Raw genomic sequence first — 25,047 nt, 5'->3', positions numbered from 1 at the left:
CTCCTCGCGAAGAAAGTCGCCTTGTCCGGCCTGCCCGGGAATCGGGAAAGCCCCCTATGGTCCATCCGCCCGCTGCAACAAGTGCCAGCATACAATCAGATACACGCCGCGCCCATCCTTGCCAAGGCCTATCCAAACGAAAGCGGTGCGTCCGCCCCCCCTTCTCCCATCGCCCCGGCAAAAGCAAGGCCCCGCAATGCGCAGGGCATTGCGGGGCCTGTATCGTCTTGGATCCGGCTCACGCCGGTTCCGGCTATTCCTTTTCAACGCGGCACATGAGCGCCGTATGGGGCCAGCTGCCGATCTCCGGGCTGCAGAACTCGGGATCGTCAGGGCAGAGCATGTTGGTGTTGGACTCGAACACGCCGAACAGCTCGGGCAACTTGCCGTTGCGTTCCGGGAACCACCAGGAATGCTGCGCGTCCACCGTGCTCGGGTGCATGGCATCCGTGATGCGAACGCGCTGGCGGATGGACCCCTGCGGGGTGGAGATCACGGCCCAGTCCCCTTCGGCCAGCCCAAGCTTGGCGGCCGTGTCCGGATGGATCGAGACCAGGGGATCGGGGACCTTCTTGCGGGCCTTTTCGATCTGCCGCTGTTCCGAGTGATACATGGGCAGGTACCGACTGCCGGTGATCAGGATGAGCGGGTATTCCCGGGTAAGGTCCGGGTCCTCGCTCTTGGGGCTCCACACGGGCTCGCGGTACACGGGCACCGGGGACGCGCCCAGCTCCTCGAAAATCGAGGACTTGAGTTCGACCTTGCCGGACGGGGTGCCGAAGCCGTACTTCTCGTACCGCCGGTACTCCCTTTCACCGAACACGCCGTTCCGCTCGGCCAACTGCTTGAAGGTCAGGCCGAGAGGGTCCAGGCAGTAATCGTAGACGTCCTCGACGGTCTCCCACGGCCAGTGCTCCTCCTGGCCGAGGCGCAGCCCCAGCTGCCGGTAGAAGTAGTAGCTGTCGCGGCGCTCCTCGATCTTGTCGATGCCCTGCGGGCAGGCCACGCAGAAATCACGGGTCAACCACATCTCGGGCTGCTCCACCGTGGTGGACGCGGGGAGGACGTAGTCGGCCATGGCCGCGGACGGGGTCATGTAGTATTCCATGACCACGTAGAGCTTGAGTGCCTTGAGAGCCTCGAACACGTGCTGAGTGTTGGGCAGTGCGAGCAACGGATTGTTCGCCAGGGTGATGGCGGCGGTCACCGGATAGGGCTTGCCGGTCAGGATGGCGTCCATGACGGGCCTGGCGTGGGCCAGGTTCGAGTGCCACGCCTCGGGCGGGGCCAGATAGCCCTCGGGGAGCTTGGCGTTGGCCGCCGTGTTCCGTTCCCAACCGGGGAAACCGAAGAACGGATACTCGTCGCTGCCGAGCTGCTTGGCCCGCTGCTCCGCGGAAATCATGTCGTTGCATTCCAGCGCTGTCCAGTCATGGATTTTGGCGATGTCGCCCGCCAGGCTGATGTTGTCGCCGCCCGGAACCTCCAGGTTGCCGGTGAGGGAGCGCAGGATGGCCCGCCCCCTGGCGCACTGGGTGGCGTTGACACCCTGCTTGTCCGGCCCCAGGCCGAAAGGCAGCACGGCCGGGGAGGTCGTGGCGTACATCTCCGCCGCCTGGACCATGAGCGAGGCCGGGACCGAGGTGATCTCCTCGACCTTTTCCGGCGTGTAGGCCTCCACGGCCTCCTTGAGCTCGTCGAAGCCGATGGTGTAATTGGCCACGAAATCCTTGTCGTAGAGTTCCTCCGCGATGATGTGGCGCATCCAGCCCATCATCATGGCCATGTCCGTGCCGGGCCGGATCTGCAGCCACAGGTCGGCCTTTTCGGCCTCCTTGATCCGGCGCGGGTCCACCACGATGAGCTTGGCCCCGTGCTTCTGGGCCCCGTTGATCATGGGGTACGTGAAGGTCGGGTACGACTTGGAGGAGTTATGCCCCCACAGGACCACGCACTTCGCGCCCGGAATCTCGCTGCCCATGACCATGCCGCCGTAGGTGGCGTATTCGGTGGCGTAGCTCGGGCACATGCAGATGGTGTTCACGCCGCAGGTGTTGGGCGAGCCGAACAGGTTGAAGAACCGGCGGCAGTCCCAGTGATAGGTCCGCTTGGTCCCGTGCGTGAAGGCCAGGGTCTCGGGCCCGTGCTGGTCCCGGAGCTTGGCCAGCTTTTCGGCCACCTCGTCCAGGGCCTGTTCCCAGCTGATCCGCTCCCAGCGCCCCTCGCCCCGTTCACCGACCCTCTTCAGGGGGTGATTCAGACGGTCGGGATGGTAGATATGGTCCAGCATCAACCGGCCGCGCTCGCATAGGACTCCGCGAGAAATCGGATGATCGGGGTCCCCGGTGATCTTGACGACCTTGCCGCCCTCGATGTGCAGCAGCGTGCCGCACCGGGGATGACAGAGACCGCAATAGCTTCTGCGTACTTCCATGGTGTTTTCCTCCACCGCTATTGGTACGGGACCCCGGTTGCCGCAGGCGAAGCCGCCCAGTCCCGGTCCCCGGCGCGGTTTCCTCCTCCGCCGCCGGCCCCCGGACTTTTTGAGGGACCCCAGTCCATGTTCTTAACCCGGCTCGCTCACTTGGCGCAAGCGGGGCTGATTCAATCCTGGATAAAAATCGACCCTTGGTCAATTTAAAAATCGACTTATGGTCGAAAAAAAAGTACATGACAAGCGACGCCACGGCGGCCGATACGGTGTATCCGGGGCAGGCAACGTCTCCAACAGCGGAAGATACATGGATAAAAGAAAAGACAACATGGAACGGGACCCGCGCGGCAGCGCCAACCGGCCGGGAGCGCCCAAGGGGCCGCGCAAGGCCAAGCAGCGGCGCGCGGACCTGCTCGAATCGGCGAGCAGGCTCTTCGTGGAAAAGGGCTACGCCTCCACGACCATGAACGAGATCGCCGCGGACGCGGGATTCGCCAAGGGCACCCTGTACCATTATTTCTCGACCAAGGCCGAACTGTTGATGAGTCTTCGCGAGGAATTCGACCAACGGATCGAGCGCCTCATCCGGGCCAGGGTGGATCGATGCCGGGCCGACGACTGGCGAGGGCGCATCCGGGCCTGGATCGCGGGGGCCGTGGACGGCTACTTCGCCCTGAGCGACCTGCACGACGTGGTCATCTACGGCACCGAGATGCCGTTCCGCAATTCCATGCTCGATTCCGAGGTCACCCGCAGCCTGGCCGCGCTGATAGCCGACGGCGTCCGGGCCGGTGCCTGGAAGGTAGAGGACTGCCGCTGGATGGCGGTGATGATGTTCTACTGCTTCCGCGGCGGCTGCGACGAGGCCATGACCGGTACCCAACAGGCCGGGGACATCCCGGATCGCCTGTACCCCGTGTTCCTGCGCATGCTCGGCATCGTCGACTAGCCGCCCGCCGTTTCCCCGACCACCACTTCCGCCGCGCCGTTGCGATGCGCGCATCCGCCGGGCGCGGCCCCGGACGCGGGACTTGTCCCACGCCCGGGCCGCGAGTCCGCACGGAGCCGACGTACTCCCGCCCCGGCCCGCTAAACGCCGGTGAACTCCAGGGCCAGCTTGCGGGCCCCGGCCAGGTCCTTCTTGCCGGTGCCGAGCTTGGGAATTTCCGCCACGCCAAAGAACTTCGCGGGCACGGACAGGGCGTCGGTCCCGGCCTCGAGCAACGCTCCCTTGAGCGCGGACGGATCGTCCATGCCGCTGACCAGGGCCACGATGCGCTCGCCCTTCCTGGGGTCCGGGATGGCCACGGCGGCCACGTCGGTCCCTTCGGGCGCGACCCGCAACAGGGCCTCCTCCACGGCGGTCAGGCTGACCATCTCGCCGCCGAGCTTGGCGAAGCGAGAGTAGCGGTCCATGATGACCAGGAATCCGTCCTCGTCGATCCGGCCCTTGTCGCCGGACTTGTACCAGCGCGCCCCGCCCTGCTCCACGATGACCTCGGCGGTCTTGGCCTCGTCGTCCAGGTACCCCTTCATGATCTGGGTCCCGCCGATGAGGATCAGACCGGCCTCGCCCTCGGGCAGGTCTTGCAGGGTCCGCGGGTCCACGATGCGAAACGCGCTGCCGGGCAGGGGCAGCCCCACGGTGCCGGGCCGGGCCCCCACCTGGACGGTGAAGTCGCTGACGTTGAGCACGTCGGGCATGTTCACGCTGGCCACCGGCGTGGTTTCGGTGGTGCCGTATCCCTCGTAGATCTCCAGGCCGAACTTGGCCTTGAACGCGGTGCGGATGTCCTCGTTGAGCTTCTCCGCCCCGGCCACGACCAGGCGCAGGGAGGAGAACATGAGCGGGTGCAGGCGGCGGTTGCGGGCGTACAGGCCGAGGAAGGTGGGCGTGGCGCACAGGAAGGTCGCCTTGTACCTGGCGACCGTCATGCCGATCTTGCGGGCGTCCGTGGGGTCGGGATGGCAGGCCAGGGGGATGCCCTCGATGAGCGGCATGAAGGTCGTGGCCGTCAGGCCGAAGGCGTGGAACAGGGGCAGCGCGCCCAGGAACACGTCGTCGTCCTTGGCGTTGAACAGGCTGGCCACCTGCTTGACGTTGCCCACGATGTTCTCGTGGGTCAGCATGACGCCCTTGGGCATGCCCTCGGACCCGGAACTGAACAGGATGGCCGCCGTGGAATCGAGCGGCACCTTGCGGAAGTACAGAGGCCGCAGCAGGCTCACCGGCAGGATGCGGGCCAGGAGCATGGACCGCAGGAAACCGGCCTTGGAGATGGTTTGGCGCAGGCTCTCCATGGGGAACACATCAACGGAATCCAGGATGGCGGACAGGTCGAACCCCTTGGCCTTGAGCCGGACAAGGAACTGCTCCGAGGTGACCACTGTGCGGATTCCGGCGCGCTCGACGGCCTTGCGCATGGCCTCGGGACCGGCGGTGTAGTTGAGGTTGACCACGGTCTTGCCGCGCATGAGCAGGGCCATGTTGGCGATGGTCCCGGCCGCGCCCGCGGGCAGGAGCACGCCCACGTTCCGCGCCGAGCGGGTCCGCCCCGCGAGCAGGCGGGAGGCGGCCATGCAGGTGGTCAGGAGCTTGGCATGGGTCAGTTCGGCCCCGGTGGAATCGGCCACGGCCAGCTGGTTCATGCGCCGCTTGGCGGTCTTGAGCCAGGACACGTGGATGGAATCGAAGGTCTCGGCGTAGCGCTTCCAGGCATCGATGGACAGCTGGGTCACGCCGTGCTTGACCTCCTGGGCCGAGGCCTCGGACGGCAGCGGCTGGCCGAAGCAGACCGTGACGTCACGGGTCTTGCGGATGCGGGACATCTCGCGCAGCCGGGGCGTGGCGAACGAGAAGGCGCTGCCCCACAGCCCGCGCAGGTAGAAGGGAATGATGGTGCAGCCCGAGGCGCGGGCCGGGCCCTCGAAGCCGCGCTTGAACTCGCCCAGCTGGCCGTTGCGGCTAATGGCGCCCTCGGGGAAGAGGACCACGCAGTCGCCGTTTTCCAAGGCCTCGGCAATGGTCTTCAGGGCGGTCTTGCTCCCGCGCGGGGAGATGGGGATCACGCCGAGGCGCTTGAGAAACCACTTCAGGTACCAGCGTTCGTAGATGGACCGATCCATGACGAAACGCAGCTTGCGCGGCATGGCCAGGGAAAGCACGGCCCAGTCGATCCAACTGACATGGTTGCCCAGAAGCAGTACCCCGCCCTCGGCCGGGACGTTGTTCAGGCCGGACACGGTCAGCCTGTAGCCCTGGGAAAAGGCCAGGTGCATGACGTAGCGCAACAGGGACTGGGGCAGCTTGTACAGGGTGTAGACCATGCCGCAGAAAACCACAGCGGCCAGAAAGTAGAACAGTGGCACGCTGCCCGCCCCGGCCAGGGACATGACCAGGGTCAGCCCCAGGAAGCCGAGCATGAAGAGGTTCTGGATGAAGTTGTTGCCCGCCAGGACCTTGCCCATGTCCTTGGCCCGGGCGGTGAACTGGATCAACGAGTTGAGCGGGACGATGAGCATGCCGCCGAAGATGCCGTAGACGAAGATCAGCACGGCCAGGATCCAGCGGCTCTCGACCACGGGCAGGGCGAAGAGGCAGACGGTCATGCCGATGGCACCCAGGGGAATGGTCCCGGTCTCGATGAAATTCCGGGAGACCTTGCCGGCCATGACCGAGCCGATGATGATGCCCACGCCGCCCAGGGAGAGCATGCCTTGGGCGATGACCGTGTTGGTCTCCCCGGCAACGTCCTTGAGGTGCGCGCCGAAGGCGGCCAGCAGGACCTGGTTCACGGCCCAGAAGATGGCCAGGCCGATGATGGACAGCCAGATGACCTCGCTCTTCCTGACCAGCTTCATGTTGGACTTCAGGTACCCGCCGCGCAGGTACTTCCCTCGGTCCAGGGTCAACCCGGCGTCGCCGGGCCGCTTCTCGGGCAGGGTCAGGGTGACGAGCGTCTCGAGCACGGCCCCGGCCACCAGGATGTAGCCGCACGGAGCGATGGACTGGAGGATTTCGCCCGGCGTGCCCGCCGCGCCCGCAAGGAAGTGCTCGAAGAACAGGGAGAAGATCACCGCCCCGGCCAGGATGGCCACGATGGTCACGGCCTGGACCGCCGCGTTGGCCTGGGCCAGGCGGTCGTTGCCGGTCATCTCCTTGATGTAGCCGTACTTGGCCGGGGAGTAGACGGCGCTCTGGGCGGCCAGCAGGAAGGTCAGGCCGAAGGCGGGCCAGAACAGCCCGGCGTGGTAGCAGACCACGATGAGCATGGTCAACGGGATGGACGCGGCCGCGCATATCTTGATGACCTTGTTCTTGGCGAACCGGTCCGAGATGAACGCGGACGGGGTGAACATCAGGATGAAGGGCAGCAGGATCAGCGCGTTGACCACGGCGGTCAGGGCGATCTGCTGGGACCCGTCGAAACTCTTGAAGACCGTGTTCTGGATGATGATCTTGTGGCCGAGGTCGGTCATGGCGTTGAGCAGAACCACCAGGATGTACGGGGTAAAACCTTGTATCTTCAGCAAAGATCGCATGGGACGCTCCTGTTATGCGCGCTTGAGGGGCGCAGGGGTTGAGTCGGAGAGGATGGACCGTACGGCAAAACCTTCGGCGCAACAATATGCATAAACTCGCCCAGATACCGGGATTTCCCGTCCCCGCCGGACTCCGCTCGCCGCTGTTTTCACTGCCCTGTTCATGTTCCCTCTCTCTTTTTGTACGTAAATGCTCACTTATTAACTATCTTAAAAAAAGCGCCCGCCACTTGTGACGGGCGCCGGAAAATCAGTCGATCATCAGGACGCGCTTGGCCGCCCCGACCACTTCGCCGACCACCGTCGCGTCGATCTTGATCCGATCGTAGCGGTGCATGACCATGACCTGAAGGACCAGGCCCAGAAGCAGGCCGGAGCCGAGCGTCCTGTCCATTGCCGGGATGTCGCCCGCGTTCACCGCCTCGGCCACAAACCGCTCGACCATGTCGTTGGGGTTCGTGACCACATCCAGGATGCGCTCCTCCGGGAACCCGTGCTGGGTCAGCAGGATGAAGGCGAACTGCACGGGGTATTGGGCGTAATATTCGAAGATGAACCGGATGCTCGCCTCCAACCGCTCGGCCAGGGGGGCGCCCGGCTCGAACATCCGCCTGCCCAGTTCGCCCGAGAACTTCTCGAGCTCGCGGCAGAACAGCTGCCAGGCCATTGCGTTCTTGCCCGGATAGTGCCGGTACAGGGCCCCTTCGGTCACCCCGGCCTCGGACGCGATGTCCTTGACCGTGGTCTGGGCCAGCCCCTTGGTGGCGAACAGGCGGATCGCCGCGTCTTCAATGTCCTGCTTTTTCACTACCGGTCGAGCCATGTCGTCTCCGTTTATAAGTAAATGGTCACTTATTAACTAGCCACGCCGTTTTGACCTGTCAACACAAAAAACGATCCCGGTCAAGAAATACCGATGTCCCTTATGACTCGCACCAGCGACCGCAATGCGGCCCGAAACAGGGGAGCGCTCGACACACCCGGCGGATTTATATATCCAATGGCTTGAACCAAAAACAGAGAATCCGCATGAAGCCCCAGCAATCTCATCCAATCGTTCCGTCGCCGCGCATCTCCCGACGCCGTTTCGTCACCGGCCTGGCCGTGGGCGGCGCGATGCTCGGCCTGGGAGGGTTCCCGGCCGCCCTCTTCGCCTCCACCGGCACGGCCGCGCAGTCGCCCGTGCTCAAGGGCAAGCGCTTCGACCTGACCCTGGCCCCCACGCCGGTCAACTTCACCGGCACCCGGTGCATGGCCACGGCCGTCAACGGCTCGGTCCCGGCTCCGACCCTGCGCTGGCGCGAGGGCGACACGGTCTCGCTCAACGTGACCAACAACCTGGCCGAGGACAGTTCCATCCACTGGCACGGAATCATCCTGCCCGCGAACATGGACGGCGTGCCGGGCATCAGCTATCCGGGCATCGCCCCGGGCGAGACCTTCCACTACGAATTCAAGGTCCGGCAGAGCGGAACCTTCTGGTACCACAGCCATTCGAAATTCCAGGAGCAGACCGGCCTGCACGGGGCCATCGTCATCGACCCCGCCGAGCCCGATCCCCACCACTTCGACCGCGACTATGTGGTCATGCTCACCGACTGGTCCGACGAGGACCCGGACGACATCTACGCCAAGCTCAAGAAGTCGAGCGACTACTACAACTTCCACCAGCGGACCTTCGGCGACCTGTTCCGGGAGATCGAGGCCAAGGGGATCGCCCGCACCTGGGCCGACCGGGCCATGTGGAACCGGATGCGCATGTCGGACCGCGACCTGTCCGACGTGACCGGCTACACCTATACCTTCCTGATGAACGGCCAAACGCCCGCACAGGGATGGACCGGGCTGTTCAGACGCGGCGAAAAGGTCCGCCTGCGCTTCATCAACGGGTCGGCCATGACCTTCTTCGACGTCCGCATCCCTGGCCTGAAGATGACGGTCGTGGCTGCGGACGGACAGAACGTGCAACCGGTGGACGTGGACGAATTCCGCATCGGCGTGGCCGAGACCTACGACGTCATCGTCGAGCCCGAGGACGGCGCCTACTGCGTCTTCGCTCAGGCCCTGGACCGCTCCGGGTATGCCAGGGGCACGCTCACGCCCGACCCCTCGGTCGTTGCCGAGGTCCCGGGACTCGACCCGCTCCCCATCCTGGACCATCGGGACATGGGCATGGCCATGAACATGGATATGGACATGGGGAAAGGCCAGCCCATGGATATGAGCATGGACAGGGAAAAGGGGCAGGCCGCGGACATGCCGGGCATGGACCACGGCGGCATGCGGGCCCCCTCCCAAGGCATGGGCGATATGGCCGACATGGCCGGGCAAACGGCGAACAAACCGATGGCGTCCATGCCCGCCCTGGGCAAGGCCGGATTCGGGAGCATCGCGCCCATCGTCCACCCGGACACGGAGAACGGGCCGCAGACGACCATGCGTACGGACAGCCCCAAGTACAAGCTGGACGACCCCGGCCCGGGGCTGCGCGACAATGGGCGCCGGGTGCTGACCTACGCCGACCTGCGCAACCTGTACCGCACACCCGACATGCGCGAGCCCGAGCGCGAGATCCAGCTGCATCTGACCGGCAACATGGCCCGCTACATGTGGTCCATCAACGGCGTAAAGTACGCGGACGCCGAACCGTTGCGCTTCCGTTTCGGCGAGCGGCTGCGCATCACCTTCGTCAACGACACCATGATGAACCACCCCATGCACCTGCACGGCATGTGGAGCAACCTGGAGACGGGCGACCCCATGGCCATCCCCAGAAAGCACACGGTCATCGTCCAGCCGGGCTCCAAGATCAGTTATCTCGTCACCGCCGACGCCATGGGGGGCTGGGCCTTCCACTGCCACCTGCTCTACCACATGCTCGGCATGTTCCGAAAAGTCGTCGTCAGCTAGGAGAAAGCCATGAAATTCCGCTTCATTACCCTATTGGCCCTCCTGGTCCTGTCCGCTGCCGCCCTCATCCCGGTTTCGGTCCGGGCCGAGGAGATGGAGGACGACCCGCTGCTCTACATGGTGGACGTGGAAAAGCTCGAGATGCGGGTGTCGGAGGGCGACAACCCCATCGAATGGGATGCCGAGGCCTGGATCGGCAAGGACCTGAACAAGCTCTGGTTCAAGACCGAAGGCGAATATCTCGACGAAAAGATCGATTCCGCCGAATTCCAGGCCCTGTACAGCCGGGCCGTGGCCCCGTACTGGGATTTCCAGGCCGGAGTGCGGCGGGATATCCGCCAGGAGCCCGGCATGCCGGACAGGAACTGGCTGGCCCTGGGCTTCGAAGGCGAGGCCCCCTACGACATCGGCATCGACACGGCCCTGTTCCTGGGCGAATACGGGCGCTCCTCCCTGCGCTTCAAGGCGGACTACGACATCCTGCTGACCCAGCGGCTGATCCTCATGCCCGAGTTCGAGGCGAACCTCTTCGGCAAGAACGACCCGGCCACCCGGACCGGCTCCGGGCTGTCCGAGACCGAACTCGGCCTGAGGCTGCGTTACGAAATCCTGCGGGAATTCGCGCCCTACATCGGCGTGAACTGGGACAGGCTGTGGGGCAAGACCGAGGACTACGCCAGGGAGGACGGCGAGAGCTACGACCAGGTCCAGTTCGTCATGGGCGTGCGCTTCCGGTTCTAGCCCCTACAAGACGGCCGGGCAGATGGTCACGTGGGGGGCGGCCGCGTCGAGCACGTGGACCGGCATGTCAGGCCGGGCGTAGCGCTGCAGGGCGCGCTTGACCGTGAAGGCCAGGTGGAACGGGTCCCTGCCGTTGGACGGCATGTGGTAGATGACCAATTCCAGCGGGCGGAAGATGCCGTCGATGATCGCCTGGCCGTTCGGGTTGTGGTAGAAGATCGGGTTGACGAAGGCCGCGTCCAGGTCCACGTCCTTCAACGCTTCCTCGTAATATTCCGGCACGTGGTCCGCGTCGCCGGTGAAGAGCAGGTTCATGCCCATGAGCGAAACGAGCAGGCAGTCGTTGCGCACATCCTGGAACTGCTTGCCCATGTGGCGCGTGCCGATGGCCGTGACCGTCAGGCCCGGCTCGGGCGAAACCGACAGCGTGCCCCCCGGCTCCGGGCCCATGGTCCAATGCGGAACACCCCGCTCCTCAAGGGCGCGGACGAGCCGGGCGCGACCCTCCGGCTCCCTGGCCGGGGCGGGCAGAAACACGCCCTTGACCGGCCTGCGTTCCAGGTGCCCGGCCACCAGGTCCGGGGTGAAGTGGTCCGGGTGCTCGTGGGTGAACAGCAGGTAGTCCAGCCGCTCGAAAATACCCTCGGGCCGGCCCATGCGGGCCATGTCGTCCGGTTCCACCCGGCCGAACGGGTGCCCGTCCTGGTCGTGCATGCCGTCCACAAGCAGCCCCAGGCCCCCGCCCCGGACCAGCACGCCCGCGTTGGCCACAAGGTCTATATCGATGCAATCGCTCACGCTCCGCCCTCCTTTCCGACTCGCGGTGCAAAGGTCATACCCCCATTGCCCGGCCAAGGCCACCCGCGCGCCCGGACCTTGCCGGGCGGCCCGGCGGCGGGTATAGGCCGCTCTGGGCGGTGGGGCCCGGATCTCCGATAATCCCGAGGCCCGCCTTTTGCATCACCCGAGGAAAGGAGCGCTCATGCGATACATCTACAACCCGTCCATCGACCCGGCCTTCAACCTGGCCGCCGAGGAATGGCTGCTGACCGAGTCCCCGGACGAAATCTTCATGCTCTGGCGCAACCGCCCGGCGGTCATCGTCGGCCGCAACCAGAACACCCTGGCCGAGATAGACGAGACCTTCACCCGGGAGCGCGGCATCCCGGTGGTCCGCAGGCTGAGCGGCGGCGGGGCCGTGTTCCACGACCTCGGGAACATCAACTTCACCTTCATCAACCACGGCACCCCCTCCGAGGGGCTGGACTTCGAGCGGTTCACCGTGCCCATCCAGCAGGCACTGCGCTCCATGGGCGTGGAGTGCGTGTTCAGCGGGCGCAACGACCTGCTCATCGACGGCAAAAAATTTTCGGGCAACGCCCAGCACTTCCACGGCGGGCGCATCCTGCACCACGGCACCCTGCTCTTCTCCTCGGACATGGCCGACCTGAGCGGGGCCCTGCGCGTGGACCCGGAAAAGTACCGCGACAAGGCGGTCAAGAGCGTGCGCTCGCGGGTGACCAACATTTCGAGCCACCTGCCCGCCCCCATGGAGGTCACGGACTTCATCAAGACGCTCATGGGCTTCGTGTCCGGCGGGGTATCGCCCGACGGCATGGCCCTGACCGACGGCGAAACCGAAATCATCGAGACCATGGCCGACAGGCGCTACCGCACCTGGGACTGGAACTTCGGTTCCTCCCCGGCCTACAACTTCGCCAAGCGCACCCGCACGGACGGCGGCCTGCTGGACGTGAACCTGTACGTCAAGAAGGGACGCATCCTCACCGCAAGGCTGTTCGGCGACTACTTCGGCGTGCGCGACGTGGACGAACTCGAAAAGCGGCTAGTCGGCTGCCGCCACGAGCGCGGCGAGATCGAAGCCCGGCTCAAGGACGTCGCCCTCGACGAATACCTGCACGGCGTCACCCTGCCCGCGCTCCTGGACTGTCTGTTCTAGGCCTTGTCCCGGAAGACCTGTTCGAAATCCGAGCAATGTTCGTCTCCGGGACAGGCTTCAGCCCCTTTTCCCCAGTCCCTCCATCGGGTTTCCATACGAACAGCCCGATTTTCATGGCGAAAACCACCAGGGCATGCTCCTTGCTGTATCCGTGCATCGCAACTCTCAAAAACAGGAGAAACTCTCATGGATGCAGCCGAAAAAGCAGCAACGACCTTGGCCAAAATGACCCAGCGGGCGGGCAACGTCTTCCCCAATTACCTTGCCTTCACCAAGGAGATCAGCCAGTTTGGACCCATCGACCACAAGACGCAGGAACTGATCCACGTGGCCTGTTCCATGATGTCCCAGTGCGAGATGTGCATCTCCCTCCACATTCAGGGAGCGGCCAGCCACGGCGCCACCAAGGAAGAAATCATGCAGGCCGCCATGCTCGCCATTTCCATGGGCGGCTCGCCCAAGGTCATGTACATGCACTACGTGTTCGACGAACTGGAAGACCTCTTCGACTAAACGGTCGGCGGCTTTTGCCGGGGCCCGGGATCAATGCGTACCTTCCCGGGTCCCGATGTCCCGCCTCCGGCCAAACGGCGGACGCGCTCCGCTCCACCTCCCGAGGCATGTATGGAAATCAAGACCCATGAAAGCATAAACCGGTCCCTGTGCGGGGAACCGGTCGAGGTATCGCAGGGCGCCAGCGCCGTGCGCCTGATCTGCACGGCCGACATGGCCGCCGACGCCAGCGGGCTGGTCCACGGCGGCTTCATCTTCGGCCTGGCCGACTACGCGGCCATGCTCTCCGTCAACCACCCCAACGTGGTCCTGGGCGCGGCCGAGACCCGCTTCCTCAAGCCGTCCCGCGTGGGCGACGAGCTCGTGGCCAGGGCGCAGGACCAGACCCCGCAGGAGCGCAAGCACCTGGTCCAGGTGGAGGTCTCCTGCGGAGAGGACGTGGTCTTCAGCGGCACGTTCACCTGCTTCGTGACCAAGGAGCACGTGCTCACCGGGGTTTAGGCCGCGCCGAGAGAGAAATCGGTTTCGGAGGCCGCTTCGCGGCGTTGGCGGATGATTTCGCCTCTGGCGGGGAAGGGTTCACCCTTCCATCCCGCTGCCGCGCCTTCGGCGCGGTGGGGAATCCTTTTTTCTTTCGGCTAGCCGAACAGGGTGTCGCCGCTGACGTTGCCCAGGCCCGGGTGGACGTCGAAGCGGACCACGCCCACCGGGACGTTCACGGCGGCCGCGATGCGAGCCGTTCCGGCCGTGCCGAATCCACCGCACAGCTCGATGGCCTTGATGCCGTCCTTTTCGACCAGTTCCCTGGCCACTGTCTCGGCCTGGGCGTAGTCCTTCACGGCCACGGCCAGCAGCTCCACGGCCTCGGTCCTGACCCAGTTGCGGTGGCTGGACGGGTCGGCGTTGGGCGCGACAAAGATGAATGCGGCTTTCAAGATATCACTCATGACGGTTCCTCTCTATTTTGACGGTTGGCGAAACAAGCCCTCGGTCCTGGCCAGCGCCATGGTTCTGTCCACGTCGATGACCAGCGGCCCTTCCGTGTTCAGGCGGATGGAGGCGCGGGACCCTGACGGTATCTCCACCTCGCGCTCGCCGTCCAGGGCGATCAGGCCGGGGCTCGTGTCGATGTTGAAAATTTCTCCCGGAAGCATGTCCGAAATGCCGCAGATGGGCACGTCCGCGAACATGCCCGGCGCGATGGCCGCCGAGACCACCACGGGCGAACCGCCGCCCAGCCGCAGCGCCAGGCCCAGCGGCTCCTCCGGGCGGATGGAACGCATCTGGCCGCCGATGGCCGACAGCCCGATGGCGCTGGCGCTGCACCGGGTCATGAACAGCTGGGGGACCTTGTCCATGTGCCACACGGCCTTGGAGCCCAGAAAGACGTCGTCGTACACCGCCGCGTCCACCAGGGCCATATCCACGACCTCGCCGTCGATCAGGATGTCGAGCATGCAGGACCGGTAGCAGCACGCCTCGCGCGGCAAACGGCCGCCGGCCACGATCCCGGCGGCCAGCCCGGCCACCGTGGCCTCGCCCATGATCGGAAAGACGTTGTTGGTCCCCGTGGAGAGCGGCAGAAGCGGAACGGCCACGGACCCCTTGCAGGCCGCGCGGCTGGTGCCGTCGCCGCCGAGGATGACGAGGCACTGCGCGCCGAGGGTCTCCATGATGCCCGCCGCCACGGTCGTATCGCTCTGGTTGTTGCGGATGGGCATTTCCACCGGCTCCACGGGGATGGAAGGGGAAATGGCGTTCAGCGCCCTGGGCACGATGGCGTACCCGTCCGGCATGTACAGGATCTTGGTCACCCCGGCCTTTTCCAGGCCCAGGATGAGCCGCCGGACCATGCGCACCTTTTCCTGGTTGTCGAACACGGACCCGTGGGCCACCAGGCGGCGGATGTCCTTTCCGGAAGCGGGATTGGCCAGTATGGCTGCGATGCTCAATGGGATGCCCTCATGGGGTCGGCGGGAGAACGGCTGGAGCCGCCCTCCCGCCAAGGTCAGGGATTAGCGAATACTCTTGACCGCCTCGACGATGTTGTCCGCGTCGGGGATGTAGAACTGCTCCAGCGGCGGGGAGAACGGCACCGGGCAGAACGGCGCGCCCACACGCTTGATGGGGGCGTCCAGGTAGTCCAACGCCTCTTCGGCGACCATGGCCGCGATCTCCGCGCCGGGGCCGGAGAACTGCACGGCCTCGTGGGCCACCACCAGGGCGTTGGTCTTCTTCACGGAATTGATGATGATGTCCTTGTCCAGCGGTTGCAGGCAGCGCGGGTCCACGACCTCGGCCTCGATGCCGTCGGCCTTGAGACGCTCGGCCGCCTCCAGGGCCGAGTGGACCATGAGGGAGGTGGCCACGATGGTCACGTCCGTGCCCTCGCGCTTGACCTCGCCCTTGCCGAGTTCGATGGTGTAGCTCTCGTCCGGGACCTCGCCGGACACGCCGTAGAGCAGCTTGTGCTCCAGGAAGACCACCGGATTCTCGTCGCGGATGGCGCTGATCAGCAGCCCCTTGGCGTCGCGCGGGGTGGACGGGATGACCACCTTGAGGCCCGGGATGTTCATGAACCAGGACTCCAGGCACTGGGAATGCTGGGCCGCCGCGCCGATGCCCGCGCCCTGGGGCATGCGCAGGGTCATGGGCACCGTGGCCTTGCCGCCGAACATGAAGCGCATCTTGGCGGCCTGGTTGAACAGCTGGTCCATGGCCACGCCGATGAAGTCCACGAACATCAGTTCGGCCACGGGCCGCAGCCCGGCCGCGGCCGCGCCCGCGGCAGCGCCGACAATGGTGCTCTCGGTGATCGGGGTGTCCATGACCCGCGCCTCGCCGAACTTGTCGTACAGCCCCTGGGTCACGCCGAAGCAGCCACCGAACTGTCCCACGTCCTCGCCGAGGATGAAGACGTTCTCGTCCCGCTCCATTTCCAGCTTCAATGCTTCATTGAGCGCCTGAAGATATGTTTTTTCGGACATTTTACTCTCCGTAGAATGTATAAGGATTCAGGTGAACCGCCGCTTAGGCGTAGACGTCGTCCATGAGCGCGCTGGTCGCGGGCATCGGGCTTTCCTTGGCAAAGGCCACGGCCTCGTCGACCTCCCCGGCGATGCTCGCCTTGATCTTGTCCGCCTCCTGCTGGGTCAGGGTCTTGCTCTCCAGCAGCTTGGCCTCGAAGCGGGGGATCGGGTCCTTGGCCATCCACTCCTCCAGTTCCTCGACGCAGCGGTAGGTGCAGGCGTCGCCCTCGAAGTGGCCGCGCCAGCGGTAGGTCTTGCACTCGATGAGCGAGGGGCCCTCGCCCCTGCGGGCGCGCTTGACCGCCTCGGTCACGGCCTCGTGCACGGCCAGGACGTCGTTGCCGTCGACCACCACGCCGGGCATGTCGTAGGCGGCGGCCCGGTCGGCGATGTCGACCACGGCCATGGACTTGCACTGCGGGCAGGAGATGCCGTAGCCGTTGTTCTCGTTGACGAAGACCAGCGGCAGCTTCCAGGCGGAAGCCATGTTCAGGGCCTCCTGGGTGGTGCCCTGGTTGGACGCGCCGTCGCCGAAGAAGCAGACGGTCACATCCTTGGTCTTCTTGTACCTGGCGGCCAGGGCCGCGCCCACGGCCAGGGGACCGCCGCCGCCCACGATGCCGTTGGCGCCGAGGATGCCGAGGTCGAAGTCCGCGATGTGCATGGACCCGCCCTTGCCCTTGCAGTAGCCGGTGGAGCGGCCGAATATCTCGGCCATCATCAGCTTCAGGTCGCCGCCCTTGGCCAGCAGGTGGCCGTGGCCCCGGTGGGTGGAGGTGATGGTGTCGGCGTCGGTCAGGACCGAACAGGCACCGGTGGCCACGGCTTCCTCGCCGAGGTAGAGGTGCACGAAGCCCGGGATCTCGCCCGCGGCGAAGAACTCCTGCAGTTTCTGCTCGAACAGGCGGATCCTGTTCATGGTTTCATACATGTGGATCAATGTCTTCTTGCTGAGAGCCATTGCTTTCTCTCCTGTGAGTTATATGGCCTTGGCGGCGCATCCGCAGGCCGTTTTTTTCGATCCGTCCGCGTCCTCGCCCATGTCCGTCTCAATGGAGACGGTCAGCGCGGCGCAGGCCACCACGATGTTGCTCACCCCCGGGGCGAAGCACGGGACCTCGATGCCGGGCACGCTCATGCCGCCCCGGCTCAGGGTCAGGGTCGTCTCGCCGATGGGAATGCAGGCGAGGACCCTATCGCGGTCCACGCCGTCCGGGTCCGGGACGGCCACGTCCGCGTGGACGTGCACCCCCTGGAATTGGTCACGGCCGCAAATCTCCACGATGCCGCACAGGCATATGCGGGACACGGCGTCGCGGACCGCCCGCACGGCGGCCTTGGTCATGTCCTCGCCGTGCAGGTCGGCGGCGTAGCCGAGTTCGATGGCAAACCGTTTCAGCGTCATGGACGCCCCCTAGACGATCATCATGCCCGGGTTCTCCAGCATGTCCCCCAGCTCGCGCAGGAAGGCCATGGCCGGAGCGCCGTCCGTGGTCATGTGGTTGAAGGTCAGGGACAGGGTCATCATCTGCCGGATGGCGATCTCGCCCCTGTGCACGGCGGGCTTATCGATGACCCGGCCGACGCCCAGGATGCCGGTCTCGGGCGGGTTGAGGATCGGCGTGAAGCCGTCCACGCCGAGCATGCTGACGTTGCTGATGGTGAAGGTGCCGCCCGAGATCTCGTCCATGTTCAGGCCGCCCTTGCGCGCCCGTCCGGCCACGTCGCGGACCTGGGCCTTGAGATCTTCCAGGCCGTAGGTGTCGGCTTCCTTGACGTTGGGCACGATGAGCCCGTTGTCGATGGATACGGCGATGCCGAGGTTGACGTGCGGGTGGAGGTGGATGCCGTCCTCCCGCAGGGTGGAGTTCATGACCGGATGGCGCTTCAGGGCGCGGCACACGGCGTAGGCGATGATGTCGTTGTAGGACAGCCGGTACTCCTTGTCGCGCTTGTTGCGCTCGAGCAGCTGCGCGCGCAGCTCGACCATCCCGGTGACGTCCAGCTCCACGAACACGGTCAGCTGGGCCGCGCCCTGCAGGCTGGCGTGCATGTTGTCCGCGATGAGCTTGCGCACGCCGTCCATGGGCACGATGGTGTCCTTGGCGGCCTGGGGCGCGGCGGCGGGCTGGTCGGCCGACGGGTTCATGGCCCGCAGGATGTCCGCCTTGGTGATCTTGCCGTCCTCGCCCGTGCCCGTGATTTCGCTCAGGTCCACGCCCTGCTTGCGGGCGAACTCGATGGCCTTGGGGCTGGCGTTGATCCCGGCGAACGCGGAATCGGCCGAGGTCTGGACGTCCTTTCTGGTGATGGCCCCGCCCTTGCCGGTGCCGGTCACCGTGGAGAGGTCCACGCCCAACTCCCTGGCCAGCTTGCGCGCGGCGGGCATGGCCGGGACGAACGCGCCGTCCCCGGCGGGAGCGGCGGCTGCCGGGGCCTCGGCCGCTGTCGCGGGAGCGCCCCCGGCCTCGGGCTGGGCGGCGGGTTGGGCCGCTCCCGCCGGAGCCGGCGAATCCACGGCCTCGCCCGGGGCGGCGATGATGGCCAATACGGCCTTGATCGGAGCCACGTCCCCCTCGGGAACGATGATTTTGGCCAGGACGCCGCTGGCGGGCGCCTCGACCGAGTTGGTGATCTTGTCGGTCTCGACTTCGAACAGGGGCTCCCCGGCTTCCACCGGATCCCCCTCGCCCTTGAGCCAGCGTGCGACCTTGCCTTCCTTCATGGTCAGGCCCCACTTGGGCATAATCACATCATGAGCCATAACCAAGTCCTCCTGGTTTTTTTGCGTACGTTCAGGAGGGGATTGCAACGCTGGTGCCAAGGGTCATAGACAAATGATTTTAGCAAGATACCATCATGCCCCACTCCATGCGCGAGCCAAGTGTTCGGTGCGCGAACAACTGGCAACGATTCTCCCGCATTTTGCCCGACACGACACATCACCCTGATATCAAATGAATATTTCGCATTTCGATACGCAGGAACCGTTCGAAAACGGAACACTTGACAGTTTTTTACCCTTGGAGGACATACACCATGCGGTCTAAACATGATTTCTTGCGTCAATCCGGAGGTAAGGCATGCACCTGCTCCTCAGAGATGGAAATGGTTTTGAAATACGAAGGGATCCGCACGCGCCCGGGGCGCACGCGGCACTTCCCGTGTCATATTCCCGCAGACAGCGGGACGCCCAGGTAAACTATTCGAGCTGGAAGCAATTCGTCGAAGGCAAGCGGCTGAAAAACGAGAATGTGTCTCCTGCCCTGCTGGCCTCGTGGCAGCGCTGCAAGGACATGGCCGTGGACCCGGCTCCGCGCAGCTGTTGGGACTTCCTGCCCATGAACCAGCTGGAGCAGTTCACCACCACCCTGGAAAAGATCTGCGGCGAGATCGAGTCCACGGCCTACGAGGCCATCAAGGGCAAGGGGCTGCTGATCACCATCGCCAACGCCGACGCCCGGGTGGCCCGCACCTGCGGCGACCTGGACGTCCTGCACGAGGCGGACAGGTTGAACTTCGGCCCCGGGGCCAACTGGTCCGAGGCCTGCGTGGGCACCAACGCCATCGGCACCGCCCTGGCCACGGGCCGCCCCATGCAGGTCTTCGCCTCGGAACACTTCTGCGAGTCCCACCACAGCTGGAACTGCACCGCCGCGCCCATCCTGGACCCGCGCGGCAACGTCTGGGGCTGCTTCGACATCTCCGGGCCCACCTGGTCCGACCACTCCCAGTCCATGGACCTGGTCCTGCACGCCGCCCGCGCCCTGGAGCAGAACCTGAGCCGACTCTATTGCTCGGAGCTCGAAGGCCAGATGGCCTCCCTGTTCTCCTCCATGTTCAACTCGGTCATGACCGGCGTGCTGTTCCTGAACAAATCGGGCCGGATCACCAGCGCCAACAACACCGCCGAACTGCTGCTGAGCCAGTCGGGCGGGGCCCTGCGCGGGCGCAAGGCCGAGGAGCTTTTCGACCTGGGCCCGTACCTGGCCCAGGCCAAGAGCGCCTCCCTGTGCGAGCCGGTCATCGTCAAGTGCCTGGTCGACCCGAACCTGTACATCCGGGTCATGCCGACCTTCAGCGCCAGCGGCGCGTGGCTCGACACCATCGTCACGGTCAGCGAGACCCAGCGTTCCCGCCAGTTCGCGGCCGGACCGCGCCCATCAAACCGCCCCCAGGCGGAACCGGCGGAGGTCAAGGGATTCGAGCACGTGCTCCACGCCAGCCAGTCCATGCGCCAGGTCATCCGTCAGGCGGGCAACGCCGCCCGGACACCGTCCACCATCCTGCTGACCGGCGAGTCCGGCACGGGCAAGGAGCTCTTCGCCCGGGGCATCCACCAGGCAGGGCCCAGGGCCGGGCAGCCGTTCGTGGCCGTGAACTGCGGCGCATTCTCCGAGGAGCTGGTCCAGAGCGAGCTGTTCGGCTACCGCGAGGGGGCCTTCACCGGAGCGGTCAAGCGCGGCCGGGTGGGCAAGTTCCAGAAGGCGGACAAGGGCGTGCTCTTCCTGGACGAAATCTCCGAGATGCCCCTGTCCCAGCAGGTCAACCTGCTCCGGGCGCTGGAGGAGCGGGCCGTGGTCCCGGTGGGCGGCACCAGCCCCCTGCCCGTGGACGTGAAGATCCTGGCGGCCACCAACAAGAACCTGCGCGAACTGGTGGACCGGGGGCTGTTCCGCGAGGACCTCTTCTACCGCCTGAACGTGGTCACCATCGCCATCCCGCCGCTCCGGGAGCGCGGCAACGACGTGTCGCTGCTGGCCGAATACCACCTCAAGCGGCTGTGCGCCTCGTTCGGCATCCACTGCCCGGAGATCGGCCCGCAGACCAGGGAGCTGCTCGCGGCCCACGACTGGCCCGGCAACGTCCGCGAACTGATCAACTGCCTGGAATACGCGGCCAACAACCTGTCCGGCGACTGGCTCTTGCCCGAGCACCTGCCCCACTATCTCCTGGAGCGGGCCGGCGGCCGGGCCGTGGGCCCGGCGGACCATTCCGGCGACAAGGGTTTTCTGCTCAAGCGGCGCGAGGCCAACGCCATCCGCGAGGCCCTGGACTTCCACGAGGGCAACATCAGCAAGACGGCCAAGGCGCTGGGCATCGGGCGCAATACCCTGTACGCCAAGATGGAGCGCTACGACATCCAGGCCTGATCCCCCGCCCCGGCCATGAAAACAGACGCCCCGCAGCGAGACATCGCTGCGGGGCTTTTCCATGCCGGGCGGCTAGGAGGAGCCGCCCGGCATGGGGTGAGCGCGGGACGGGGAGTATCCCGCACGGTATGGGGTGGCTAATACAATCCGCCCATGTTCGCGGCCGTGTGGATGGTGTCGGCGAAGAACCCGGCGCGTCCGGCCAACTCGCCGAGCAAAGCGAGCACCGGCAGCCAGGCCGGGACGGTCCGCGTCTTCCAGACCGCGCCCAGGCAGGCGAGCAGGACGGCAACGTGCGCCCAGTAGAAGCCCGAGCCGAGCCACGCCTCGCCGGTCATGCGCATGACCGTGCCGCCGGACAGCCAGACGCACGGGGCGGCCAGGTTCAGGACCAGGCCGACCACCAGGGCCGTGGTGAAGATGCGGGCCATGAGCGGCGCGCGCTCCTCGCCCGCGAACCAGCTGCCGAACCCCGCGCCGAGGACCACGGCCGAGGTCAGGAAGAAGGCGAACGGCAGGGCGTTGTTCAGGGCGGGCAGGGCCGGGGGCGCGTAGGTCATGCCCGCGGACACGATCACGCCCAGTCCGAGCAGGGTGCCGAGCCAGGCCAGCCAGGGCCTGCCCGTCATCCCGGCCACGAGCACGGCCAGCACGGTCACGCCGGTGAACATCCCGGCGAACAGGACCTCGCGGCTGAGCCAGGCCGTGCCCAGATGCTTGAGCGCCGTGGGCGCGTACAGCGGGTGGCCCAGGTGGAACAGGGAGCCGAGCATGCCGAGAATCATCAGCCCGGCGATGAGCCCCCATTCGCGGCGGGCATCGCGGTCCCCGGACCCGGTCCCGTCGGCCGTGGTGCGCACCACGCGCATCAGGGTCAGGCCGATGGCCGCCTGGGAGAATACGGTGAACAAAACAAGCGGGAGTTCCATGGACTGCATGACTACCTCCTGACCATCTTCGGAGTTTTGGGCAGGACGAACCGGGTGGACGGGTTGAGCCCCTCCATCCGGGGGTAGCCCGCCGGATACTGGACCTCGTTGGTCCGTTCGAACTCGGCCAGGTCGACCAACTGCAGGGCATCCGTGGGACAGGCCTGCACGCAGGCGGGGTCGAGCCCCGCATCCAGCCGTTCATGACACAGGCTGCACTTCTCGGCCCGCTTCTCCACCGGGTTGTACTTGGGCGCGCCGTAGGGGCAGGAGCGGATGCAGTTGCCGCAGCCGATGCACTTCTCCTGATGATGGACGACCACGCCGTCCTCCTCCCGCTTGGTGTACGCCTCCACCGGGCAGACGTTCAGGCAGGCCGGGTTCTCGCAATGGTTGCAGGAGAGCGACAGGAAGGCCCGCTCGCGATGGGGATAGATCTCCTCGCTCAGCGGATGGACCTGGCGCCAGACCACGCCCTCCACCTGATGGTAGTAGTTGCGGCAGGCCATGGCGCAGGTGAAGCAGCCTATGCACCGCTCGGTATCGACAAGAAACGCGTATTGCTTTTTCATCACTGTCCTCCTAGGCCCGCTCGACGCTGGCGAACTGGTCGTGGATGGCCACGCCCGGGGCCCCGGCCTTGAACGCGCCCATGTCGGCGGACTCGTCGTCCACCAGATTCTGGACGTTGTAGTCGTTGCCCCGTCCGAACCACGCCTCGTACATCAGCAGGCAGTCCTCGGCCACGTTGTCGGTCAGCTTGACCCGGGCCTTCTGCTCGCCCACCTTGTTGAACACGCGGACCATGTCCAGGTCCCCGATGCCCTTTTCGGCGGCCGCCTTGGGGTGCATGTAGATGTACGGCTCCTTGTTGTACTCGTGCATCCAGTCCAGGTTGACGAACTGGGAGTGGAGCCCGAACTTGGTGTGCGGGGTGAGCAGGCGGAACTCGTCGTAGCCCTCGCGCCCGACCTTGAACTCGGGCAGCGCCTTGTGGCCGTGCTGCTCGCACAGTTCGGACTTGAACTCGTACTTGCCGGACGGGGTGGCGAACTTCTTGTCGCTCCATGCCGCCGAGGACTTGAGCCTGGCCTTGACCGGGCCGTTGCGCAGCTCGGTCCAGTCGCTGATGCCGAACATGTCGTAGATGCCCTGATTGAACTCCTTGGCCATCCACTCCCGGGTATCGATGTCCTGGGGGAAGGTGCAGGAGCCGGGGGACAACTCGTTCATCTTTTTCGACAGGGCCGCCGCGATCTCGATGTTGGACTTGGTCTCGAACATGGGCTTGATGGCCTGCTCGTTGACCGACAGCCAATAATGCCAATAGGAGGCGTTGACCGTCCACTCCTCGAACAGGGTGGTCACGGGCAGGACGATGTCGGAGTTGGCCACGGTCTCGTTGAAGAACTGGTCCACGGTGACGACCATCTCCAGCTTGTCGAAGGCCTTTTCCAGCTTGGGCCGGTCGAAGTCCTGACCGAACGGATTCTTGCAGGAGACCCAGAGCATGCGGATGGCCGGGTCCGTGGTATCCAGGATGGCCTGGGCGGTCTTGTTGATGTTCACCGTGCGGTCGGTGTAGCTCGCGCCAGAGCCGCTGGTGAAGTCGAACTCGCCCTTGGCCGCGCCGCCCAGGAACCCCTTGGATCCCTCGGGCTGCTTCTGGATCAGCGCGTGGTAGTTGAACCCCCAGGTCTGGAGGTGGCCGTAGCGCGCGCCGCCGCCTTCCTTGCCCACGTTGCCGGTCATGGCCACCAGGGCGTCGATGGAGCGCACGGACGCCCCGCCGTTGGTGTGGCGCTGCATGCCGTAGCCGATCCAGATGGTCGCCGGGTCGGCCGTGGCGAACTCCTCGGCCACTTCCATGATGTCCCTGGCCGGGATGCCGGACTGCTCGGCGGCCCACTCGACGGTCACGTTGTCGCGCAGGTAGTCGGCGAACTCGTCGAACCCGAGGCCGTAGTTGTGGACGAAGTCCTCGTCCACCAGCCCCTTGTCCAGGATGTGCCGGGCCATGCCCAGGGCCAGCGCCCCGTCCGAGGCGGTCTTGGGCTGCCAGTAGACGTCGCCCTTGGCCGCGGTCTGGGTGAAGACCGGGTCCACGACCACGACCTTGGCCCCGCGCCGCTTGGCCTCCATGATGTACTTCATGGAATGGACCGAACACCAGGCCGGGTTCGCGCCCCAGACGATGACGTACCGGGCCTTGACCATGTCCTCGGGGTCGTTGCACCACATGTTGCCCAGGTCGTAGTTCTGGGCGTCGATGCCGGCCGGCCAGCACGGGGTGCCGACGAACCGGGTGGTGTAGCCGAGCGAGGACATCATTCCTTCCACGCCGTAGTTGGTGATTCCGAAGTTGCCGGAATACTTGGTCATACCCAGGCCGAGCAGACTGCCGTCCTCCTCTTTGAGCTTGAGCATCTTCTTGGCGATCATGTCCAGGGCCTCGTCCCAGGAGACCCGCCGCCACTTGCCGGAGCGGCGGCCGTCCTGGACCATGGGGTACTTGACCCGGTCCGGGCTGTAGGGCCGCCGCGTGTAGCTGTAGCCCTTCACGCACAGCCCGCCGTCCGTGTAGGTGGACTCGGACGCGCCTTCGATGAACTTGACGACCCCGTCCTTAACGTAGGTCTTGATGCTGCAGGTGTCGTAGCAGTTGCGGGGGCAGGCGTTGCGGAAGGTCTGGTAATCGCCTTCGCTGAACGCGGCCGCCTCGGCCTTGCCCGGCACCAGCAGGGAGCACGGCAACATGGCCGCCGCGCCCGCGGCGGCGGCCCCTTGCAGGAAGCGCCGTCTGCTGAACGTACATTTTTTCGCTGTCATATGATCC

General features: G+C 65.6%; 20 protein-coding genes. 7 read left to right on the top strand and 13 right to left on the bottom strand.

Annotated features, from left to right (window positions below; genetic code table 11):
- Positions 1 to 253: 253 nt before the first annotated feature.
- Positions 254 to 2,434, bottom strand: coding sequence for a molybdopterin-containing oxidoreductase family protein (locus BerOc1_RS13880; protein WP_071546264.1), 2,181 nt, complete (start codon positions 2,432 to 2,434; stop codon positions 254 to 256).
- Positions 2,435 to 2,741: 307 nt separating this feature from the next.
- Here BerOc1_RS13880 and BerOc1_RS13875 point away from each other — a divergent pair, with 307 nt between their 5' ends.
- Positions 2,742 to 3,383, top strand: coding sequence for a TetR/AcrR family transcriptional regulator (locus BerOc1_RS13875; protein WP_242653004.1), 642 nt, complete (start codon positions 2,742 to 2,744; stop codon positions 3,381 to 3,383).
- Positions 3,384 to 3,523: 140 nt separating this feature from the next.
- Here BerOc1_RS13875 and BerOc1_RS13870 read toward each other — a convergent pair whose 3' ends face one another.
- Positions 3,524 to 6,976 carry an acyl-[ACP]--phospholipid O-acyltransferase gene (locus BerOc1_RS13870; RefSeq protein ID WP_071546263.1) on the bottom strand — a complete coding sequence of 1,151 codons (3,453 nt, stop codon included), beginning with the start codon at positions 6,974 to 6,976 and terminating at the stop codon, positions 3,524 to 3,526.
- Positions 6,977 to 7,226: 250 nt separating this feature from the next.
- On the bottom strand, positions 7,227 to 7,799 hold the full coding sequence (locus BerOc1_RS13865; protein WP_084641552.1) for a TetR/AcrR family transcriptional regulator: 573 nt from the start codon (positions 7,797 to 7,799) through the stop codon (positions 7,227 to 7,229).
- A 206-nt stretch (positions 7,800 to 8,005) separates the two neighbouring features.
- Here BerOc1_RS13865 and BerOc1_RS13860 point away from each other — a divergent pair, with 206 nt between their 5' ends.
- Positions 8,006 to 9,886, top strand: a complete 1,881-nt coding sequence (locus tag BerOc1_RS13860) for a copper resistance system multicopper oxidase (RefSeq protein WP_071546261.1) — start codon at positions 8,006 to 8,008, stop codon at positions 9,884 to 9,886.
- A gap of 9 nt (positions 9,887 to 9,895) precedes the next feature.
- Positions 9,896 to 10,627, top strand: a complete 732-nt coding sequence (locus BerOc1_RS13855; RefSeq protein ID WP_071546260.1) for a copper resistance protein B — start codon at positions 9,896 to 9,898, stop codon at positions 10,625 to 10,627.
- Between the two features lie 3 nt (positions 10,628 to 10,630).
- On the opposite strand, the gene BerOc1_RS13850 is transcribed toward BerOc1_RS13855, so the two are convergent.
- Positions 10,631 to 11,425: an MBL fold metallo-hydrolase gene (locus BerOc1_RS13850; RefSeq protein ID WP_071546259.1), complete on the bottom strand. Its 795-nt coding sequence runs from the start codon at positions 11,423 to 11,425 to the stop codon at positions 10,631 to 10,633.
- A gap of 184 nt (positions 11,426 to 11,609) precedes the next feature.
- Between BerOc1_RS13850 and lplA the strand changes: the two genes are divergently transcribed.
- From lplA to BerOc1_RS13835, 3 genes are all read left to right on the top strand, one after another.
- Complete coding sequence (gene lplA, locus BerOc1_RS13845; RefSeq protein WP_071546258.1) at positions 11,610 to 12,587, top strand: lipoate--protein ligase; 978 nt, start codon at positions 11,610 to 11,612, stop codon at positions 12,585 to 12,587.
- A 186-nt stretch (positions 12,588 to 12,773) separates the two neighbouring features.
- A complete protein-coding gene (locus tag BerOc1_RS13840) occupies positions 12,774 to 13,100 on the top strand; it encodes a carboxymuconolactone decarboxylase family protein (RefSeq protein WP_071546257.1) in 327 nt (108 codons plus the stop codon).
- Positions 13,101 to 13,211: 111 nt separating this feature from the next.
- Entirely contained in the window at positions 13,212 to 13,601 is a 390-nt protein-coding gene (locus BerOc1_RS13835) for a PaaI family thioesterase (protein WP_071546256.1), read from the top strand.
- A 137-nt stretch (positions 13,602 to 13,738) separates the two neighbouring features.
- Here the strand turns inward: BerOc1_RS13835 and BerOc1_RS13830 are convergent, their stop codons facing one another.
- From BerOc1_RS13830 to BerOc1_RS13805, 6 genes are all read right to left on the bottom strand, one after another.
- Entirely contained in the window at positions 13,739 to 14,047 is a 309-nt protein-coding gene (locus BerOc1_RS13830; RefSeq protein WP_071546255.1) for a DUF6506 family protein, read from the bottom strand.
- Between the two features lie 12 nt (positions 14,048 to 14,059).
- A complete protein-coding gene (locus tag BerOc1_RS13825; RefSeq protein WP_071546254.1) occupies positions 14,060 to 15,052 on the bottom strand; it encodes an NAD(+)/NADH kinase in 993 nt (330 codons plus the stop codon).
- 63 nt (positions 15,053 to 15,115) lie between these two features.
- Positions 15,116 to 16,087, bottom strand: coding sequence for an alpha-ketoacid dehydrogenase subunit beta (locus tag BerOc1_RS13820; protein ID WP_071546253.1), 972 nt, complete (start codon positions 16,085 to 16,087; stop codon positions 15,116 to 15,118).
- Positions 16,088 to 16,130: 43 nt separating this feature from the next.
- Entirely contained in the window at positions 16,131 to 17,090 is a 960-nt protein-coding gene (locus tag BerOc1_RS13815; protein WP_071546252.1) for a thiamine pyrophosphate-dependent dehydrogenase E1 component subunit alpha, read from the bottom strand.
- A gap of 18 nt (positions 17,091 to 17,108) precedes the next feature.
- On the bottom strand, positions 17,109 to 17,534 hold the full coding sequence (locus BerOc1_RS13810) for a Lin0512 family protein (RefSeq protein ID WP_071546251.1): 426 nt from the start codon (positions 17,532 to 17,534) through the stop codon (positions 17,109 to 17,111).
- Between the two features lie 9 nt (positions 17,535 to 17,543).
- Positions 17,544 to 18,893 (bottom strand): dihydrolipoamide acetyltransferase family protein, encoded by a 1,350-nt coding sequence (locus BerOc1_RS13805; RefSeq protein ID WP_071546250.1) that lies wholly within the window; start codon positions 18,891 to 18,893, stop codon positions 17,544 to 17,546.
- Positions 18,894 to 19,293: 400 nt separating this feature from the next.
- Between BerOc1_RS13805 and BerOc1_RS13800 the strand changes: the two genes are divergently transcribed.
- The gene (locus BerOc1_RS13800) at positions 19,294 to 21,282 is read left to right on the top strand and encodes a sigma-54-dependent Fis family transcriptional regulator (RefSeq protein WP_242653002.1); all 1,989 of its coding nucleotides are present in this window, start codon (positions 19,294 to 19,296) and stop codon (positions 21,280 to 21,282) included.
- 137 nt (positions 21,283 to 21,419) lie between these two features.
- On the opposite strand, the gene BerOc1_RS13795 is transcribed toward BerOc1_RS13800, so the two are convergent.
- The 3 genes from BerOc1_RS13795 to BerOc1_RS13785 are packed head-to-tail and all read right to left on the bottom strand — an operon-like array spanning position 21,420 to position 25,040.
- A complete protein-coding gene (locus tag BerOc1_RS13795) occupies positions 21,420 to 22,220 on the bottom strand; it encodes a dimethyl sulfoxide reductase anchor subunit family protein (RefSeq protein ID WP_071546248.1) in 801 nt (266 codons plus the stop codon).
- A gap of 2 nt (positions 22,221 to 22,222) precedes the next feature.
- Positions 22,223 to 22,783 carry a 4Fe-4S dicluster domain-containing protein gene (locus BerOc1_RS13790; RefSeq protein WP_071546247.1) on the bottom strand — a complete coding sequence of 187 codons (561 nt, stop codon included), beginning with the start codon at positions 22,781 to 22,783 and terminating at the stop codon, positions 22,223 to 22,225.
- 10 nt (positions 22,784 to 22,793) lie between these two features.
- A complete protein-coding gene (locus BerOc1_RS13785; protein ID WP_071546246.1) occupies positions 22,794 to 25,040 on the bottom strand; it encodes a molybdopterin-dependent oxidoreductase in 2,247 nt (748 codons plus the stop codon).
- Between the last annotated feature and the right edge of the window lie 7 nt (positions 25,041 to 25,047).

The organism is Pseudodesulfovibrio hydrargyri (genome assembly GCF_001874525.1).
Classification (GTDB): domain Bacteria; phylum Desulfobacterota; class Desulfovibrionia; order Desulfovibrionales; family Desulfovibrionaceae; genus Pseudodesulfovibrio; species Pseudodesulfovibrio hydrargyri.
This window is presented reverse-complemented; position numbering and strand designations above follow the sequence as displayed.